At 42.6% G+C, this 15,490-nt stretch carries 19 protein-coding genes; all 19 read left to right on the plus strand.

Annotation, left to right across the window (positions count from 1 at the left end):
• The first annotated feature begins 1 nt into the window (after position 1).
• The 19 genes from fliJ (at position 2) to P8596_RS10145 (ending at position 15,487) form a co-directional block, all read left to right on the plus strand.
• Positions 2 to 448: a flagellar export protein FliJ gene (gene fliJ, locus P8596_RS10055; protein ID WP_279726744.1), complete on the plus strand. Its 447-nt coding sequence runs from the start codon at positions 2 to 4 to the stop codon at positions 446 to 448.
• A 4-nt stretch (positions 449 to 452) separates the two neighbouring features.
• Positions 453 to 1,043 (plus strand): MotE family protein, encoded by a 591-nt coding sequence (locus P8596_RS10060; protein WP_229595502.1) that lies wholly within the window; start codon positions 453 to 455, stop codon positions 1,041 to 1,043.
• A 31-nt stretch (positions 1,044 to 1,074) separates the two neighbouring features.
• Entirely contained in the window at positions 1,075 to 2,340 is a 1,266-nt protein-coding gene (locus P8596_RS10065; protein ID WP_279726746.1) for a flagellar hook-length control protein FliK, read from the plus strand.
• Between the two features lie 8 nt (positions 2,341 to 2,348).
• The gene (gene flgD / locus P8596_RS10070) at positions 2,349 to 2,978 is read left to right on the plus strand and encodes a flagellar hook assembly protein FlgD (protein WP_254651327.1); all 630 of its coding nucleotides are present in this window, start codon (positions 2,349 to 2,351) and stop codon (positions 2,976 to 2,978) included.
• A gap of 11 nt (positions 2,979 to 2,989) precedes the next feature.
• Complete coding sequence (locus P8596_RS10075; protein ID WP_224520261.1) at positions 2,990 to 3,379, plus strand: TIGR02530 family flagellar biosynthesis protein; 390 nt, start codon at positions 2,990 to 2,992, stop codon at positions 3,377 to 3,379.
• Positions 3,380 to 3,451: 72 nt separating this feature from the next.
• A complete protein-coding gene (flgF, locus tag P8596_RS10080) occupies positions 3,452 to 4,690 on the plus strand; it encodes a flagellar basal-body rod protein FlgF (RefSeq protein WP_279726747.1) in 1,239 nt (412 codons plus the stop codon).
• Between the two features lie 56 nt (positions 4,691 to 4,746).
• Positions 4,747 to 4,962: a flagellar FlbD family protein gene (locus tag P8596_RS10085; RefSeq protein ID WP_034760220.1), complete on the plus strand. Its 216-nt coding sequence runs from the start codon at positions 4,747 to 4,749 to the stop codon at positions 4,960 to 4,962.
• An 11-nt stretch (positions 4,963 to 4,973) separates the two neighbouring features.
• On the plus strand, positions 4,974 to 5,384 hold the full coding sequence (gene fliL / locus P8596_RS10090) for a flagellar basal body-associated protein FliL (RefSeq protein ID WP_279726985.1): 411 nt from the start codon (positions 4,974 to 4,976) through the stop codon (positions 5,382 to 5,384).
• 28 nt (positions 5,385 to 5,412) lie between these two features.
• Entirely contained in the window at positions 5,413 to 6,411 is a 999-nt protein-coding gene (gene fliM, locus P8596_RS10095; protein WP_229595508.1) for a flagellar motor switch protein FliM, read from the plus strand.
• A complete protein-coding gene (fliY, locus tag P8596_RS10100) occupies positions 6,404 to 7,564 on the plus strand; it encodes a flagellar motor switch phosphatase FliY (protein ID WP_279726748.1) in 1,161 nt (386 codons plus the stop codon). The genes fliM and fliY overlap by 8 nt, the downstream gene beginning before the upstream one ends.
• 38 nt (positions 7,565 to 7,602) lie before the next feature.
• Positions 7,603 to 7,965, plus strand: a complete 363-nt coding sequence (locus tag P8596_RS10105) for a response regulator (protein WP_034760212.1) — start codon at positions 7,603 to 7,605, stop codon at positions 7,963 to 7,965.
• 23 nt (positions 7,966 to 7,988) lie between these two features.
• Positions 7,989 to 8,627 (plus strand): flagellar biosynthetic protein FliO, encoded by a 639-nt coding sequence (locus P8596_RS10110; protein WP_224520257.1) that lies wholly within the window; start codon positions 7,989 to 7,991, stop codon positions 8,625 to 8,627.
• Complete coding sequence (gene fliP / locus P8596_RS10115; protein WP_034760209.1) at positions 8,620 to 9,285, plus strand: flagellar type III secretion system pore protein FliP; 666 nt, start codon at positions 8,620 to 8,622, stop codon at positions 9,283 to 9,285. Before P8596_RS10110 ends, fliP begins: the two co-directional genes overlap by 8 nt.
• Before the next feature lie 14 nt (positions 9,286 to 9,299).
• On the plus strand, positions 9,300 to 9,569 hold the full coding sequence (fliQ, locus tag P8596_RS10120; RefSeq protein ID WP_034760208.1) for a flagellar biosynthesis protein FliQ: 270 nt from the start codon (positions 9,300 to 9,302) through the stop codon (positions 9,567 to 9,569).
• Positions 9,570 to 9,573: 4 nt separating this feature from the next.
• Positions 9,574 to 10,350: a flagellar biosynthetic protein FliR gene (gene fliR / locus P8596_RS10125; RefSeq protein ID WP_060669711.1), complete on the plus strand. Its 777-nt coding sequence runs from the start codon at positions 9,574 to 9,576 to the stop codon at positions 10,348 to 10,350.
• A gap of 1 nt (position 10,351) precedes the next feature.
• Positions 10,352 to 11,434, plus strand: a complete 1,083-nt coding sequence (flhB, locus tag P8596_RS10130) for a flagellar biosynthesis protein FlhB (protein ID WP_224520256.1) — start codon at positions 10,352 to 10,354, stop codon at positions 11,432 to 11,434.
• An 18-nt stretch (positions 11,435 to 11,452) separates the two neighbouring features.
• Positions 11,453 to 13,489, plus strand: coding sequence for a flagellar biosynthesis protein FlhA (gene flhA, locus P8596_RS10135; RefSeq protein WP_034760203.1), 2,037 nt, complete (start codon positions 11,453 to 11,455; stop codon positions 13,487 to 13,489).
• Positions 13,486 to 14,646, plus strand: coding sequence for a flagellar biosynthesis GTPase FlhF (gene flhF / locus P8596_RS10140; protein ID WP_224520255.1), 1,161 nt, complete (start codon positions 13,486 to 13,488; stop codon positions 14,644 to 14,646). The genes flhA and flhF overlap by 4 nt, the downstream gene beginning before the upstream one ends.
• A gap of 13 nt (positions 14,647 to 14,659) precedes the next feature.
• Positions 14,660 to 15,487 (plus strand): MinD/ParA family protein, encoded by an 828-nt coding sequence (locus P8596_RS10145; protein ID WP_279726750.1) that lies wholly within the window; start codon positions 14,660 to 14,662, stop codon positions 15,485 to 15,487.
• The last annotated feature ends 3 nt before the right edge of the window (positions 15,488 to 15,490 follow it).

Genomic DNA, 15,490 nt, shown 5'->3' on the forward strand with positions numbered 1-15,490 from the left:
AATGAGTTATCACTATAAATTCCAACGAATTCTAACCTTGAAAGAAAAAGAAAAAGATGAAGTCCAGGAAATGTACAGGGGTTCCATTGAAAAGTTTGAAACTGTTGCAGGGAAGCTATATGAATGTTTGAAAAAGAAAGAAACCCTGGAGCTTTATCAGGAGAGCAAATTACAGGGTGGATTATCTGTACAGGATATCCGTCATCATCAACAATTCATCACCAATCTTGAAAAGACTATCTCTTATTATCAGGATCTTGTGATCCAAGCGAGGAATCGGATGAATTGGTATGAAGAAAAACTGGTGGATATGAATGTGGAAGTGAAAAAATACGAAAAAATGAAGGAAAAAGATTTAGAGCGGTTTCTTCAAAACATCCAATCGATGGAAGATAAGCAATTAGACGAAGTGTCGGTTGTTCAATATTTGAAACGGGGAGCTAGGTGATTTCATGGCAAAGGTAATCGAAGAGGAAAAGAAAGACTCGCATAATCGGTTTCAAAGATTCATTTTTATCATCGTCATTCCTCTCTTGTTTGCTATCACTTTTGCTCTGGTCATCATGACATTTGCGGGAATCAATATCTTTGAAAAAGCGCAATCACTGGGATCGGACATTCCTTTTTTGGCAAAGGTCATCCCTTCAGATGATGAAGAGGACAGGAAACAATTACAAGAGAGAATCATTTCATTAAACGCGTCGATGGAAGATCAAGAGGCCAAAATTGCCCAGCTTCAAAGTGAAATAGATAAAAAAGACAGTGATAACGAACAACTTCAGGCAACCATCCAGCAACAGAATGAGGAAATGAATGAATTAAGGCAGATTGGTGAAGACAACAAACGGGCTTTTAAGGAGGTAGTCAATACCTTTGAAGCAATGTCTGCGAAAAGCGCCGCTCCGGTTCTCATGAACATGGAAGATGAAGAGGCGATGAAGATCCTTTCAACTATAAAGCCAGATACGCTGGCAGACATTTTAGAAAAGATGCCTGCTGTGGATGCTGCAAGATACACAAGTCTTCTATCAGCAGAGGAATGATCTGTTTTAATTCTTTAAAGGAGGTGAATGAATGGAAATCGGAATCGCTACACAAAGGGTAAGCACTGTATCACCTGTGAATAAGGAAGCGAATCTTCCCAAAAAAGAAACGGGCTTTTCACAGCATCTTTTGGGGTTTGTCGCCAACCAAAGCAGTGAATTGAAGGAAGTCAAGTCAGTGGATGCTCCGTCATTTCTCGTAAATCTTGAAGCGATCCTGGCAGCTGGTAAATTGGAGGATCTCGGCCTCACACAAGAGCAGTTGGATCAACTATCAAAAGTGAAAGAACTTGATGTTAATCAGATTGCAGACATTCTTGGCGTAAGTACTGATGGAATCAAAACACTTTTTTCTGAATTGAAGTCAGTCATGTTGGGAACGGGATCACCTGTCGATCCGGAGCAGGTTGAGGATGTTTATGAGGACCTTCTTGGAACACTTCATCTATTACAGTCCGCTCTTTCAAAGGATACCAAGGCCGGGAAGACTTCTGTAGAAAATTCTTTGAAAGCATTAAATGGCCAGGGTCAAATAGAAGGCGTCGTCAAATTGGCAAAGGTATTGGACCTTTTTGCTCGTAATCGGGATATGCATGTCACAGATTCATCGAAAGCAGCAGAATTAAAAGAAGTGGTGAAGAATATTCAATCTGGGATAGAGGGTACCATACCAAAACTGCAACAAACGTCAGGTGACTGGTCAAGGATTCTGCGAGAAGCCTATACGCGTCGGGTACCTGAAGAAACGATGGATCAGAATCCTGATATGCATGGCTCCACGGCCGAAAAGAAAGGAATTCAACCGGTTCAAGGAACGAATCTTCATTTTGTTCTGCCTAAGGCTGAAACCTTTTCAATGAATCTGCCATCGACCGGCCGCTCCCTTCAATACGAGCAATTTGTTAAAGAATTTCAGAACATCCTGGGTAAATCAAATATGATAACCCAACCAAATATGAGTAAGCTGCTGATTAAACTGTATCCAGAGCAATTGGGTTCTTTAAGGATTGAATTATTGCAGCAGAATGGGGTAATGACAGCGAAAATCCTTGCTTCTACCTCAGGTGCGAAAGAAATGCTGGATTCACAGATTCATGGATTGAAACATGCTTTCAGTGCGCAGAACCTGAACGTTGAGAAGATTGAAATCTCACAGGCGTTCACGGAAACTGAGCGTCAGCATAAAGGGCAATCCGGTCAGGGGTCCCATCAGCATAAACAATCCGATCAACCCCAAAAGACCCATGAAGAGGAGACTCAATCCTTCAAAGATTATCTCGTAAATACTGAAATATAGGTGATGACATGACGAAAATAGATCCCAGTTTATTATATTCCAACGTTCAGGCTAAGCGTGAAACAGGGGGGGATATTTTAGGGAAAGATGATTTCCTTAAAATCCTCATGACTCAATTACAAAATCAAGACCCGATGAATCCCATGCAGGACAAGGATTTCATCGCACAAATGGCGACATTTTCTTCTCTGGAGCAAATGACCAATCTGACCAAGACGATGGAGAAGTTCGTGGATACACAAAGTCAGACCCAACTGATTTCTTATAATCAATTTGTAGGGAAAGAAGTGACATGGCATAAGGTTGTTGAATCAGAATCAGATGAAGTACCTGAAATTCAAGAAGGACAAGGACTCGTTAAGGGTGTCCGTTTTAAAGGTGATTCGGTTGAATTCATCATGGAAGATGGAACGATCCTGAATCCGGGGAATATTTCTCAAGTCAATACCTCAGGAAGCGGGGAGTCATCTCTCGTAAGCGCATCCCTCTTAATAGGCAAGAAGGTGACATGGAGTGGGGAAGATGGGGAACTAAGCGGAGTGGTTCAATCCGTTTCGAAGAAGGATTCCCAAATATGGATACATACCGATTCAGGTGAAAAAATCTCCAGTAAAGCATTGTTAAAAATTGAATCCTAGGGAGTGGTTTTATGGAAAAAACGTTCTTTCACCGCTCACCGCAACCTATCACGTCTAATTATCATAATAAAGCAGTTAATCGATCTGCCCGCTCTTCTACATCATTTGCGACTCAATTGGATAAGGCGATCAAAGGTGTCTCTCCATTGCAAATCAGTAAACATGCGAAAATAAGGATGGAACAAAGGGGAATCTCGATTCCTTCTGAAACCTGGGAAAAGATTGGGGAAAAAGTGAAAGAAGCAAAGAATAAGGGTGTACAGGACTCACTGGTTATTCTGAAAGATGCCGCATTGATTGTAAGTGCCAAGAACCAAACGGTGATCACCGCTTTGGACCGTGAAGAGGCACATTCTCAAATATTCACCAACATTAATGGAACCATATTAATCGATTCATAGGCCGGACCTCGAAAAGGAAGCCTATATGCTGTGGAATGACTGAAACAGCACATACGAAAGGGGAAAACATTCATGCTACGTTCAATGTATTCAGGTATAAGTGGAATGAAAAACTTTCAAACCAAATTAGATGTAATCGGTAATAATATCGCCAATGTCAATACGTACGGATATAAAAAGGGCCGGGTCACATTCCAGGATCTCATGAATCAAACCGTGTCCGGTGCCAGCAGGGCAACAGACAACCGGGGCGGGCAAAATGCAAAGCAAGTAGGGCTTGGATCGTCATTATCCTCCATCGATACAATCCAGACACAGGGAAGTCTTCAAACTACCGGACGTTCATTGGATGTCGCCATATCAGGAGATGGATACTTCGTTGTGAGACAAGGAAATAACGAAATGTACACTCGTGCCGGGAACTTTTACCTGGATTCAAACGGAAATCTAGTAACGGGTCAGGGGAATTTGGTGCAGGGGTATCCCGTTGATGCAAGTGGTGTAGTCAATAAGAGTGGTACGGCTGATATTAAGATTGATACGAATACAACGATGGCGCCGCAGGCTACAACTAAAGCTACTTATAATGGGAATTTGAAGTCCAGTGCCGCTGATGGGACGAAAGTGGAATTGGAGACCAAAGTTAAGGATTCACTTGGTAAGGATATCAGTTTGAAACTGATTATGGAAAAAACGGGAATGAACGAGTGGAGTGTTGACATCTCAAGTTTAACAGATGACGTTTCTGTTAATACCGCCACCACTTCTGCAGTTATTAAATTTGATAATGAAGGAAAAGTTATTGCGCCTCCGACAGGATATGTTCCTTTCAAGTTGAGTCTTGATAACAGTACAGGTGCTAGTGCAACCCAAACGATCGATCTTGATTTCTCCAAGATCACTCAGTTCGACAGCTCTTCCTCTGCAAATGTAGATACGGTTAATGGAAACTCAGAAGGATATCTTGAAAGTTTCAACATTGGTTCTTCAGGAGAAGTGAACGGAGTATTTTCAAACGGAGAAGTGAGAGTGTTGAGTCAGCTGTCTCTTGCTACATTCTCTAATCCCGGCGGATTAACAAAGGCAGGTAATAATCTGTTCCAGGCTTCCAATAATTCGGGACTTCCAAACCAGGGTGTAGCAGGGGAAGGACGGGGAGCCCTTCAGTCAGGATCACTTGAAATGTCCAATGTAGACCTTTCCGAAGAATTCACCGAGATGATTACAGCTCAACGTGGATTCCAGGCAAATACACGGATCATCACAACGTCTGATGAAATCCTGCAGGAACTTGTAAACTTGAAACGTTAATTCCTTGAAAGGGAGGAAGGGAGTGGCTGAGGAGATCAGTCCCTCCCAATAAATGAATGATTACATTGACCAGGCTGAATGGTAAATCGTTTACGTTGAATGCCCTATACATAGAAACAGTCGAAGCATTTCCCGATACTACCATTCTATTAACAAATGGTAGACGGTATGTTGTGAAAGAATCAGTGGATGAGGTCAATTCCCGCTCACTTACCTTTTTTCAAAAAGTGAATCTGCTTCATCTGCCCCAGGAGGGAGGTAATACAAATTGAAGAGTAAAACCATGACGATCATGATGATTTCATTGGCGACCATTACCCTCGTCGGTGTCATAGCACTGGTGGTATTGCTGAAGTTTTCCGGGGATGAGGAAGCAAAAGGTCCCTCCATTGAAGAAGTGATTGAAAACTCGGTGGACATACCTGAAATGACCACGAATTTAATGAGCAACGACTTTATTCGTATCTCTTTTAAGATTCAAACGGATAGTAAGAAAGCGAAGAAAGAATTAGCGAAAAGGGATTTTCAAGTGAATAATATCATCATAGAAGAGCTTTCAGAATTGAAAGCAGAAGAACTGCAAGGGAAAAAAGGGAAAGAATTGGTCGAGACAAAGGTGAAAGACAAAGTGAACTCCCTCATGCAGGAAGGCGCGGTTGAAAGAGTATATATCACCTCTATGATGATTCAATAAATTGGCCTGAAGGTTTGGAGGTGAAGGGATGGCTAGTGAAATATTGTCTCAAAGTGAAATTGATGCCCTGCTATCAGCCCTCAATACCGGGGAGATGAGTGCGGATGATTTCAAGAAAGAAGAAGAAGAGAAGAAAGTCAAAGTTTATGATTTTAAGAGAGCCCTGCGCTTTTCGAAAGACCAGATCAGAAGCTTAACGAGGATCCATGAGAATTTTGCAAGGATTTTAACGACCTATTTCTCTGCCCAGCTAAGAACGTACGTTCAAATCAATGTAGCGTCTGCTGATCAGATCCCTTATGAGGAGTTTATTCGTTCCGTACCGAAAATGACGATTTTGAATGTATATGAACTGCCGCCACTGGATGGTAGGATCCTCATGGAAATCAACCCGAATATTGCTTATTCAATGATGGATCGTGTCATGGGAGGCAGAGGGATCAGTGTCAATAAAGTGGAAAGCTTAACGGAAATTGAAACGAGGATCATGAGTCAACTATTTGAAAAGGCGTTTGAAAATCTCAGGGAAGCCTGGAGCACAGTGGTGGACGTCGATCCTTTGTTTACTGAATTCGAAGTGAATCCACAGTTTCTGCAAATGGTCTCTCCCAATGAAACTGTAGTGGTCATTTCTTTGAATACAACGATTGGTGAGACCAGTGGAATGATCAATATTTGCATTCCTCACGTTGTATTGGAACCGATCCTTCCGAAACTATCCGGCAGTTATTGGATGGAATCAAAGCGTAAAGAAAGCAACCCTGAAGAAACCGCTCAGCTGGAGAGAAGAATCAAGAGGGCACAAGTTCCGATCGTAGCTGAATTGGGACAATCAGACATCACCATCGAGGAGTTCCTTATGCTTTCGATTGGTGATGTGATTGAAATGAACACACGAATCGATGATCCTTTAACTATAAAAATAGGTGAGATTCCTAAATTCACTGCACAGCCTGGTAAATCAAATAAAAAAATGGCCGTGCAAATTTTAGATTCGTTGAAAGGGGGAGACGACGAAGATGAGTGATATGTTATCGCAAGATGAAATAGATGCGTTACTTCGTGGTTCTGCGGAGCCAGAAGAGAAAGTAGAAGAACGCAAAGAAATTAAGATGAGTGATTATATCAGCTCCATAGAAGAAGATGCTTTGGGTGAAATCGGGAACATTTCGTTTGGAAGTTCTGCAACCGCACTTTCCACCTTATTAAATCAGAAGGTGGAAATTACGACCCCTAAAGTGACTATCATCGATAAGAACTATTTAGAAGAGGAATTTCCTCATCCTTATGTAGCCATTCAGGTTCAGTATACGGAAGGGTTCTCCGGTGTGAATTTGCTCGTCATCAAACAATCGGATGCGTCCATCATTGCCGACTTGATGCTTGGCGGGGATGGAAGAAACCCATCCGGGGATCTCGGTGAAATCCAGCTCAGCGCTGTACAGGAGGCCATGAATCAGATGATGGGTTCAGCTGCTACATCCATGTCGACTGTATTCAGTAAGAAAGTGGATATTTCACCTCCATCCATTGATCTCATGTACATTCCCCGGGGAGAAGGGGAAGAAAACATCCCAGATCAAGACCTGCTTGTTAAAGTTTCGTTTTCGTTGAAAATTGGAGATCTGATCGATTCTAATATCATGCAGCTCCTTCCGCTATCCTTTGCGAGAAGCTTAGTGGATGAATTAATGAATGGCGGTGCCACAGAGGAAGTGGCGGCTACATCGGCGCCAAGTATGGTGGAAGCACCGGATTCCGTTCCTGAACCGGTATATAGCGGGATCCATGAAAGTACGAACCCACCTCACCAGTCTCACTCTCAGCATCTGGGGGGACAAAGCGGACATTCTGAGCCCGTCCATGTACAACCGGCTACATTCAGCAGTTTCGAGCCTGCTGCACTGGGACAACAGGAAAGTAAGAATCTAAATATGCTGTTGGATATACCACTTCAAGTGACAGTGGAGCTCGGAAGAACGAATCGATCAGTCAGAGACATCCTTGAGTTGTCGTCTGGTTCGATCATCGAACTGGATAAGTTAGCGGGAGAGCCGGTCGATATCCTTGTAAACAGCCAGTTGATGGCCAAAGGGGAAGTCGTTGTCATCGATGAGAACTTCGGTGTCAGGATCACCGACATTGTTAGTCAGAGTGATCGAATTAAAAAACTAAAATAATAGAAGAATTTTATTAGAGATAATGGAGGATGAGGGTAATGGCGAATAAGATTCTAATTGTAGATGATGCAGCCTTTATGAGAATGATGATCAAAGATATTTTAACGAAAAATGGATTTGACGTAGTAGGGGAAGCAGCAGATGGAAGTCAGGCTGTGGATAAATATAAAGAATTAAAACCCGATCTTGTGACGATGGATATTACCATGCCTGAAAAAGATGGTATAGCGGCCTTAAAGGAAATCAAGTCGATTGATGCTTCTGCGAAAATCATCATGTGTTCTGCCATGGGCCAACAAGCCATGGTCATCGATGCGATTCAAGCTGGTGCGAAGGATTTTATCGTAAAGCCGTTCCAGGCTGATCGTGTAATCGAAGCGATCCAGAAAGCGTTAAGCTAACAGTTAATAAGAAGGTGCATGTATTGAAAAAGTTTCAAATTCTATTTGCTATAGTGCTTTTCATCTTCACGGCAGCCGCCGGAGACATGAAAGCATTTGCTGAAGTGAATAATGTGAAAGACTGCATAGAGCATCCGGATACATGCGAGGGGCAGCAAACGGATGGAGTGGAAGGTTCTGAATCAGGGCTTGCCACTTCCGTTACGTTTTTAGATTACCTTAAGATGATCGTTGCCCTTATCTTTGTAGTGGCACTCATATATTTTTTATTAAAGTTCATTAATCAAAAAGGAAGATCATTTCAGCAAACAAAATTAATCAACCATTTAGGCGGGACCCCACTTGGGGGGAACCGTTCCGTACAGATCGTAAAGGTAGGCAAACAGGTACTGGTCCTGGGTGTGGGTGAAGATATTCAGCTTTTGAAAGAGGTAAGGGATGAAAAGGAGAAAGAAGAAATTCTTTCTTATTATGAAGAATCCCAGTTTCCGGATACCAAATATGCCGTTTCTGGCTTGATGAACAGAGTCAAAGGATCTTCGCCGAATAAAACGGACAGATCATTTCAAGCTCAGTTGAAGTCACAGTTTGAGGAAATGAACAAGGGTAGGAAAAAGATGCTCGAGGAGTTAAAGAATAAGGGGAAACAGTCTGATGAATGAATTCATGGAGTTTTTCAATAGTAGCTCAGCAGATGATGTGTCGACCAGTGTAAAGCTGCTGTTACTCTTTACCGTCTTATCCCTTGCACCCAGTATCCTGATATTGATGACATCTTTTACCCGGATCATGATCGTCCTGTCCTTCGTCCGTACGTCCCTTGCCACTCAGCAAATGCCACCGAATCAGGTGTTGATCGGACTTTCTTTATTTCTTACTTTCTTTATCATGGCTCCTACTTTTCAAGAGGTGAATGATGAAGCGTTGACACCTCTATTTAATGAAGAGATCAATCTGGAAGAAGCATACACGAAAGCTTCAATTCCTTTTAAAGAATTTATGAGTAAACAGACGAGACAGAAGGATCTGGAATTGTTTCTTGAATATTCAGGAGCTGATCGTCCAGAGTCAGTGAAAGATATTCCTCTCACATCCTTAGTGCCGGCTTTCGCATTGAGTGAGATCAAGACGGCTTTTCAGATAGGATTTATGATTTTCATCCCATTTTTGGTCATCGATATGGTCGTAGCGAGTGTCTTGATGTCGATGGGTATGATGATGCTGCCACCTGTCATGATTTCATTGCCGTTCAAAATTTTACTGTTTGTTTTAGTGGATGGCTGGTATTTAGTAATAAAATCTCTTTTACAAAGCTTTTAAGTAGGTGAGTTACCATGAATGCTGAATCCGTAATTGCCATAGCAGAGAGGGGTATCTACGTTACTCTCGTTGTATCAGGCCCATTACTGCTACTGGCCCTGGTTGTAGGGTTGATTGTCAGTATTTTCCAAGCGACAACCCAAATTCAAGAACAGACACTTGCATTCATTCCGAAAATTGTTGCTGTACTGATCGGCATCGTTTTCTTTGGGCCTTGGATGTTAACGAAGCTTGTGACGTATACTTCGCAGATTTTTTCAGATTTAACAAGGTTCGTAGGGTAGTAGAATGGAAGAGCTCGTACCTATACTATCGGTATATCTACTCGTTTTTGTGAGGGTTTCGGCATTTTTTGTCACGATGCCGCTGTTTTCATATCGAAATATACCTGCACAGCATCGAATCGCCTTTTCAGTGGTACTATCATGGGTCATGTACTATACGATCGATTCAAAGGCATTTGAAATCAACGGACAATACTTCCTGTTGATCATGAAAGAAGCCATGATCGGTCTTTTGATCGGGTTTGTTGCCTACATGATTGTAACAGCTATTCAAATAGCGGGGGGGTTCATTGATTTTCAGATGGGGTTTGCCATTGCGAACGTGATCGACCCTCAAACGGGAGCCCAAAGTCCTTTGACGGGGCAATACTTGTACACATTCGCCCTTTTGTTATTACTCGCCCTTAATGGTCATCATTTACTGCTCGATGGGATTTTTTACAGTTATCAATTGATTCCGATCGATTCCCCTTGGATTCCGTTTGGAAATGAGAACTTAATCGAATATGTCATTACGTCCTTTAATTCCATGTTCATCATCGCTTTTCAGATGTCCATTCCTGTGGTTGCGACTCTTTTCCTTGTAGATGTGGCATTAGGCATCGTAGCGAGGACCGTGCCACAGTTAAATATCTTTGTGGTTGGGTTCCCCATTAAAATCGGAGTAGCCTTCATCGTGCTATTCATAGTCATGGGAGTCACATTTACGGTCATGCAGAAATTGTTTGAAATGATGTTTGTAACCATGAGGGATTTAATGAAAATCATTGGAGGCACATAAATTGCAGTGGCTATCATTAGACCTACAGTATTTCAGTGGGGAAAAGACAGAGAAAGCAACTCCCAAAAAAAGGGATGACGCCAGAAAAAAAGGTCAAACAGCGAAAAGTCAGGATGTCAATACGGCCATCATTCTGCTGGCTGTCTTTTTATTTCTGACTTTCAGTGCTTCCTATATAGGGGACATCGTGTTTGATTTATTTCATCAAACGTTTCAGGAATACATGCTCATGGATCTGACTGAAAATACCGTGCAAGTCATTACCATGGACCTGATGAAGGAGATCGCTCTGCTGCTTGGTCCGATTATGCTGGTCGCCCTTGTTGCCGGCTTGATCTCCAATTATATACAAGTGGGTGTCATGTTCACGACAGAGCCCTTGCAGCCTAAGCTGGAGAAAATCGATCCCATTAAGGGATTTAAGCGAATTTTTTCCCTGCGTGCCATTGTCGAATTATTAAAATCCATCCTGAAAATTTCATTTGTTGGGGCCATTACCTTTGTCGTTCTATGGATGAACATTGACCGGGTGTTGAGTCTGTCCTTTAAATCGGTGGGGGATTCCTTGACGACCATGGCAAGTCTGACGATCCAGATGGGGATTGCAGCATCCCTTGCGTTATTATTCTTATCCCTCTTTGATTTTCTATATCAGAAATACGATTTTGAGAAGAACATACGGATGTCGAAACAGGACCTGAAAGACGAACATAAAAACGTTGAAGGGGACCCCCTCATCAAGTCTAAAATTAAGCAAAGACAGCGTGAAATGGCCATGCGGCGCATGATGCAGGAAGTACCCGAGGCAGATGTTGTGATCACCAATCCGACCCACTTTGCCATTGCCCTTAAATATGATGAGGATAAAATGGATGCCCCATACGTCGTGGCAAAGGGTGTTGATTACCTGGCACAGAAAATAAAATACATCGCAGGTGAAAATGACGTCATCATGGTAGAAAACCGGCCGCTCGCCCGTTCGCTCTATGACTCGGCAGAAATCGGCGATAGCGTACCAGAAGAATTTTTCAAGGCAGTAGCAGAAATTTTAGCTTATGTTTACCGAATCAAAAACCAGATGTAAGCAGTTAGGAGAGAAACAATGTCAGCAAGAGATTTATCCGTTTTAGCAAGTGTCATACTAATCGTTGCCATGCTTATTATTCCATTCCCATCCTGGTTATTGAGCTTATTGATCATCATGAATATTTCACTTGCATTACTTGTCCTCCTAATCTCCATGAATATGAATGAACCGTTACAGTTTTCTATATTTCCTTCCCTATTATTATTATTGACGCTTTTCAGATTGGGTCTAAATGTTTCCACAACGAGATCGATCCTTAGTAAGGGTGAAGCGGGGGACGTTGTGGAAACCTTTGGAACATTCGTTGTAGGTGGGAATATCCTTGTAGGACTTGTTGTATTCATCATATTGATCGTCATACAATTTATTGTCATCACGAAAGGTTCCGAGCGGGTGTCTGAGGTTGCCGCCCGTTTTACACTCGATGCCATGCCCGGGAAACAAATGAGTATCGATGCTGATTTGAATGCCGGGATGATTTCTGAGCACGATGCAAGAAACCGCCGTGAAAAAGTAGGGAGAGAAGCGGATTTCTACGGAGCGATGGACGGAGCATCCAAATTTGTAAAAGGTGATGCCATCGCAGGGATCGTCATCGTCTTGATCAACCTGATATTTGGGATCATCATCGGAATGACCCAACAAGGGCTCCCTATCGCAGAGGCAGCAACCCGTTACTCACTTCTGACAGTTGGCGACGGAATCGTCAGTCAAATCCCGGCTCTGTTAATATCGACAGCAACAGGAATTGTCGTGACGAGGGCTGCGTCTGAAGGAAATCTGGGACAGGATATCATGAATCAGCTTCTGGCATATCCTGTCATGCTCTATGTTTCAGGGTTCACCATTTTCATGCTGGGCATAGCCACGCCAATCAACGATATTTTGACGATACCGGTAGCAGCCCTACTCGGGATCGGTGGCTATATGTTGTCAAGGACGCCTAAAGAAAGTGAAACGGACATGATGGAAATGGAGGAAGAGGTGGAGCAGGACGAAATGAAGAGTCCTGAAAGCGTCGTAAACCTTCTCAATGTCGATCCGATTGAATTTGAGTTCGGATATGGATTGATTCCACTTGCAGATACAAACCAGGGGGGAGACCTTCTTGACAGGATCGTGATGATCAGACGACAATTGGCCATCGAGCTTGGCCTGGTCATCCCTGTTGTCAGGATCCGGGATAATATCCAGCTTCAGCCGAACGAATACCGGTTGAAGATCAAAGGAAATGAAATGGCCCGTGGGGAACTTCTCTTAGATCATTATTTAGCGATGAGTCCAGGGGTGGAAGATGAATCCATTGAAGGGATCGATACAATCGAGCCGTCTTTCGGTCTCCCAGCTAAATGGATAGCAGAAGATATGAAGGAACAGGCAGAGATATTCGGATATACCGTAGTAGATCCTCCTTCTGTGGTGTCAACCCACATCACGGAGATGATCAAGAATAATGCACACGAACTTCTTGGCAGGCAGGAAACGAAGCAGCTCATCGATCATCTGCAGGAATCTTATCCGATACTTGTGGAGGAAGTGACACCGAATCCATTGACCGTAGGGGAAGTGCAAAAAGTACTCTCCAAGCTATTAAAAGAAAATGTTTCCATCCGGAATTTACCGATCATCTTCGAGACACTTGCCGATTACGGGAAGATGAGTTCAGATACAGATCTGTTAGCAGAGTATGTAAGACAGTCACTCGCAAGACAAATCACGAACCAATATGTTCAAGGGGACACTACTTTAAAAGTCGTCACCATGAGCGGCAAGGTGGAGAAAATGATTGCCGATGCCATTCAGCAGACAGAGCACGGCAACTATTTATCCATGGATCCCAATGACTCGCAGGGCATTCTGGAAGCTGTCGCCTCTCAAGTGGAACAGCTTTCCCTTATGGAGGAATCCCCCGTCATTCTCTGTTCTCCTGCTGTGAGAATGTATGTAAGACAGTTAACGGAAAGATATTTTCCTCAGGTCCCAATCATTTCGTATAACGAATTAGAAGCAAATGTTGAAGTACAAAGTTTAGGGGTGGTGAATGTAGGATGAAAGTAAAGAAGTACACGGCTCCATCCATGAATGAAGCAATGAAGAAGGTCAGGGCTGAACTTGGTGAAGATGCAGTCATTTTAAATTCCAAAGTCTCATACACAGGAGGCTTTATCGGATTGTTCAAGAAAAAAATGATTCAAGTCATCGCAGCCATTGACCCGGAGGTTGAAAATGAAAAGCTTGAAATCAGCCGGGTGAAAACGAAGCAAGCTTCAACTGGGGTCATTCAACCTGCCTTGGAAAAAGAACAGCACGATTCCAATCGATTGGTAGAAACGGAATTAAAGGAATTAAAGCAAATGATTTCTTCCATGAATTCCAGGAACCATTTTGAGAAATTCAGTGATGATGTAAAGGAAGTTCTGCTTCACCTGAAGAAACAGGACGTTAGTGACGCTACCCTGTTTCAATTAGGAGATGCGATGGAAGAGAAAATCAAAAGTGAATCGGTTCAAACAGTCAATAAGGATGAATGGGCTTATAAAGAAGTGAAACGCTTTTTTTATCAATTTTTAAAAGAAATCACCTTTGGCGGCATAAGTTATAACCGGAAATATATCAATGTCATTGGCCCTACGGGTGTGGGGAAAACGACGACGCTTGCCAAAATGGCCGCTGAAGCCGTGATAGAGAAACGCATGAAAATAGCCTTTATCACTACGGACACCTACCGGATTGCTGCGATCGAACAATTGAAAACTTATGCGGGCCTACTAAACGTCCCTGTTGAAGTGGTCTATAAAATGGAAGACTTCAAAAAAGCAATCGAGAAGTTCGTGGACTACGATCATGTATTCATTGATACAGCAGGTCGTAACTTCAGGGAAAGGAAATACGTAGAGGATTTGCAAAAAATCATCGATTTCGATCATCATATGGAAACCTACCTGGTTCTGTCATTGACAAGTAAAGAGCGGGATATGAGGGAAATCATTTCTCAATTTTCTTCTATTGATATTGACCGTTTCATCTTTACTAAATCAGACGAGACATCAAGCTACGGTTCCATGATCAATTTGATGTCTGAGGCGAAGATCGGTGCAGCATATGTAACGAATGGTCAGGATGTCCCCGAGGATATTACCGAGGTGAAAGAGGATGAGATCGTAAGTATGCTCATGAAAGGATTCAGCTATGAAAGATCAAGCATATAACCTGAGGAGGAAAATGCTCCACACTGATTCTGAACCTGCTAAAACGATCGCGATCGTAAGTGGAAAGGGAGGGGTCGGGAAATCGAATATATCTACAAACCTCTCCATCCTCCTTGGTAAAGAGAATAAGAAGGTACTATTATTTGATATGGATATAGGGATGGGAAATATTCATATTTTACTTGGAAGTCATCATTCATACTCCATCATGGATTACCTTGAGGAAAAAGAACTAGATATCGACACGATTATATGTGAAAACATTCATGGTATCTCTTACATAAGTGGGGGTAATGGCCTAAAAAATATTGTGGAGTGGAAAGAAAAACAGATGGAACGCTTTTTCGAAGTAATGGAATATGCGATTCATAAGTATGAGTATATTCTATTCGATATGGGGGCGGGTGCAACGAAGGAAACTCTTGAATTTCTCCTCGCCATGGATGAAATCATTGTTGTCACCACTCCAGAACCGACCTCCATTACCGATGCCTATTCTATGATGAAATACATCTACATGAAGGACGGGGAAAAACCATTCTACCTCTTATGTAATCGGGCGGAATTCAAGAATGAAGGGCTTCAAACCATTACTAGATTACAAGAAACAGTGAGGAAATTCCTTCACAAGGAAATCGTATCCCTGGGGGTACTTCCAGAGGATTCAGCTGTCAGGAAGGCCGTCGTTCACCAAACGCCGATCGTTGTGGGATATCCTGCATCAGCCATGACACTGAGCCTGCATACGATGGTTCATAGCCTGACAGGTACGAGGGAGTCTAAGGAACGTAAAGGGACGGGATTTGTAAGGACAATTCGAAAATTATTTTTTGGGAGGTAAAAG

This window comes from Rossellomorea sp. DA94 (assembly GCF_029834455.1).
Lineage (GTDB): Bacteria > Bacillota > Bacilli > Bacillales > Bacillaceae_B > Rossellomorea > Rossellomorea vietnamensis.

Bases quoted from the DNA above. Each gene is read 5' to 3' on its own strand.
- fliJ (WP_279726744.1), top strand. From the start codon at position 2: ATGAGTTATCACTATAAATTCCAACGAATTCTAACCTTGAAAGAAAAA.
- P8596_RS10060 (WP_229595502.1), top strand. From the start codon at position 453: ATGGCAAAGGTAATCGAAGAGGAAAAGAAAGACTCGCATAATCGGTTT.
- P8596_RS10065 (WP_279726746.1), top strand. From the start codon at position 1,075: ATGGAAATCGGAATCGCTACACAAAGGGTAAGCACTGTATCACCTGTG.
- flgD (WP_254651327.1), top strand. From the start codon at position 2,349: ATGACGAAAATAGATCCCAGTTTATTATATTCCAACGTTCAGGCTAAG.
- P8596_RS10075 (WP_224520261.1), top strand. From the start codon at position 2,990: ATGGAAAAAACGTTCTTTCACCGCTCACCGCAACCTATCACGTCTAAT.
- flgF (WP_279726747.1), top strand. From the start codon at position 3,452: ATGCTACGTTCAATGTATTCAGGTATAAGTGGAATGAAAAACTTTCAA.
- P8596_RS10085 (WP_034760220.1), top strand. From the start codon at position 4,747: ATGATTACATTGACCAGGCTGAATGGTAAATCGTTTACGTTGAATGCC.
- fliL (WP_279726985.1), top strand. From the start codon at position 4,974: ATGACGATCATGATGATTTCATTGGCGACCATTACCCTCGTCGGTGTC.
- fliM (WP_229595508.1), top strand. From the start codon at position 5,413: ATGGCTAGTGAAATATTGTCTCAAAGTGAAATTGATGCCCTGCTATCA.
- fliY (WP_279726748.1), top strand. From the start codon at position 6,404: ATGAGTGATATGTTATCGCAAGATGAAATAGATGCGTTACTTCGTGGT.
- P8596_RS10105 (WP_034760212.1), top strand. From the start codon at position 7,603: ATGGCGAATAAGATTCTAATTGTAGATGATGCAGCCTTTATGAGAATG.
- fliP (WP_034760209.1), top strand. From the start codon at position 8,620: ATGAATGAATTCATGGAGTTTTTCAATAGTAGCTCAGCAGATGATGTG.
- fliQ (WP_034760208.1), top strand. From the start codon at position 9,300: ATGAATGCTGAATCCGTAATTGCCATAGCAGAGAGGGGTATCTACGTT.
- fliR (WP_060669711.1), top strand. From the start codon at position 9,574: ATGGAAGAGCTCGTACCTATACTATCGGTATATCTACTCGTTTTTGTG.
- flhA (WP_034760203.1), top strand. From the start codon at position 11,453: ATGTCAGCAAGAGATTTATCCGTTTTAGCAAGTGTCATACTAATCGTT.
- flhF (WP_224520255.1), top strand. From the start codon at position 13,486: ATGAAAGTAAAGAAGTACACGGCTCCATCCATGAATGAAGCAATGAAG.
- P8596_RS10145 (WP_279726750.1), top strand. From the start codon at position 14,660: ATGCTCCACACTGATTCTGAACCTGCTAAAACGATCGCGATCGTAAGT.